Origin of the sequence: Streptomyces sp. NPDC102259, assembly GCF_044766465.1 — a bacterium.
Taxonomy (GTDB): Bacteria; Actinomycetota; Actinomycetes; order Streptomycetales; family Streptomycetaceae; genus Streptomyces.
Genome location: NZ_JBIWMA010000066.1, coordinates 1 through 1,775, shown reverse-complemented (window position 1 = coordinate 1,775; position 1,775 = coordinate 1). Strand labels below are relative to the sequence as shown.

General features: G+C 72.2%; 1 protein-coding gene. It reads left to right on the top strand.

Annotated elements, in window-relative coordinates:
- Position 1 precedes the first annotated feature (1 nt).
- Complete coding sequence (locus ACIRPU_RS44365; protein WP_403878950.1) at positions 2-1,774, top strand: acetyl/propionyl/methylcrotonyl-CoA carboxylase subunit alpha; 1,773 nt, start codon at positions 2-4, stop codon at positions 1,772-1,774.
- The last annotated feature ends 1 nt before the right edge of the window (position 1,775 follow it).

Below are 1,775 nucleotides of genomic sequence, written 5' to 3'. Positions count from 1 at the left end.
CGTGCGCAAGGTGCTCATCGCCAACCGTGGCGAAATCGCAGTCCGCGTGGCCCGGGCGTGCCGGGATGCCGGCATCGCGAGCGTGGCCGTATACGCCGACCCCGACCGGGACGCTCTGCATGTCCGCGCGGCGGATGAGGCGTTCGCCCTGGGCGGTGACTCTCCTGCGACCAGCTATCTCGATATCGAGAAGGTGCTGAACGCGGCTCGGGAGTCCGGTGCCGACGCCGTTCATCCCGGCTACGGCTTCCTGTCGGAGAACGCCGAGTTCGCGCAGGCGGTCCTGGACGCGGGCCTGATCTGGATCGGTCCGCCGCCGCAGGCCATCCGTGACCTGGGTGACAAGGTCGCCGCCCGGCACATCGCCCAGCGGGCCGGGGCGCCGCTGGTCGCCGGCACGCCCGACCCGGTCTCCGGCGCCGACGAGGTCGTCGCGTTCGCCCGGGAGCACGGCCTGCCGATCGCGATCAAGGCCGCCTTCGGCGGCGGCGGCCGCGGCCTGAAGGTGGCCCGGACGCTGGAAGAAGTCCCCGAGCTGTACGACTCGGCCGTCCGTGAGGCGGTCGCCGCCTTCGGCCGGGGCGAGTGCTTCGTGGAGCGCTACCTGGACAAGCCGCGGCACGTGGAGACGCAGTGCCTGGCCGACAGCCACGGCAACGTGGTCGTCGTCTCCACCCGTGACTGCTCGCTGCAGCGCCGCCACCAGAAGCTGGTCGAGGAGGCGCCCGCGCCGTTCCTGTCCGAGGCGCAGACGGCCGAGCTGTACGCGTCCTCGAAGGCCATCCTGAAGGAGGCCGGCTACGTCGGCGCGGGCACCGTCGAGTTCCTCGTCGGCGTCGACGGCACGATCTCCTTCCTGGAGGTCAACACCCGTCTGCAGGTCGAGCACCCGGTGACCGAGGAGGTCGCGGGCATCGACCTGGTGCGCGAGATGTTCCGGATCGCCGACGGCGAGGAGCTCGGCTACGGCGACCCGCAGCTGCGCGGTCACTCTTTCGAGTTCCGTATCAACGGCGAGGACCCGGGCCGGGGCTTCCTGCCGGCCCCCGGCACGGTCACCGCGTTCACCGCGCCGTCGGGTCCGGGCGTGCGCCTGGACGCGGGCGTGGAGTCGGGCAGCGTGATCGGCCCGGCGTGGGACTCGCTCCTGGCCAAGCTGATCGTCACCGGCGCCACCCGCGAGCAGGCGCTCCAGCGGGCGGCCCGCGCCCTGGAGGAGTTCCAGGTCGAGGGCATGGCCACGGCCATCCCGTTCCACCGCGCGGTGGTCAGGGACCCGGCGTTCGCGCCGGAGCTGACCGGCGGCCGGGACCCGTTCACGGTCCACACCCGCTGGATCGAGACCGAGTTCGTCAACGAGATCCCCGCGTTCTCGGCCCCCGCCGACACCGACGCCGAGGACGACACGGACCGCGAGACGATCGTCGTGGAGGTCGGCGGCAAGCGCCTGGAGGTCTCCCTGCCCGTCTCGCTCGGCATGAGCCTGGCCCGCACCGGTCTCGCGGCGGGCGCCAAGCCCAAGCGCCGCGCGGCCAAGAAGTCCGGCCCGATGGCCTCCGGCGACACCCTCGCCTCCCCGATGCAGGGCACCATCGTCAAGGTGGCCGTCGAGGAGGGCCAGGAGGTCAAGGAGGGCGACCTGATCGTCGTCCTCGAAGCGATGAAGATGGAGCAGCCGCTGAACGCGCACCGCTCCGGCACCGTCAAGGCCCTGGCCGCGGAGGTCGGCGCGTCCATCACCTCCGGCGCCGCGATCTGCGAGATCAAGGACTGAC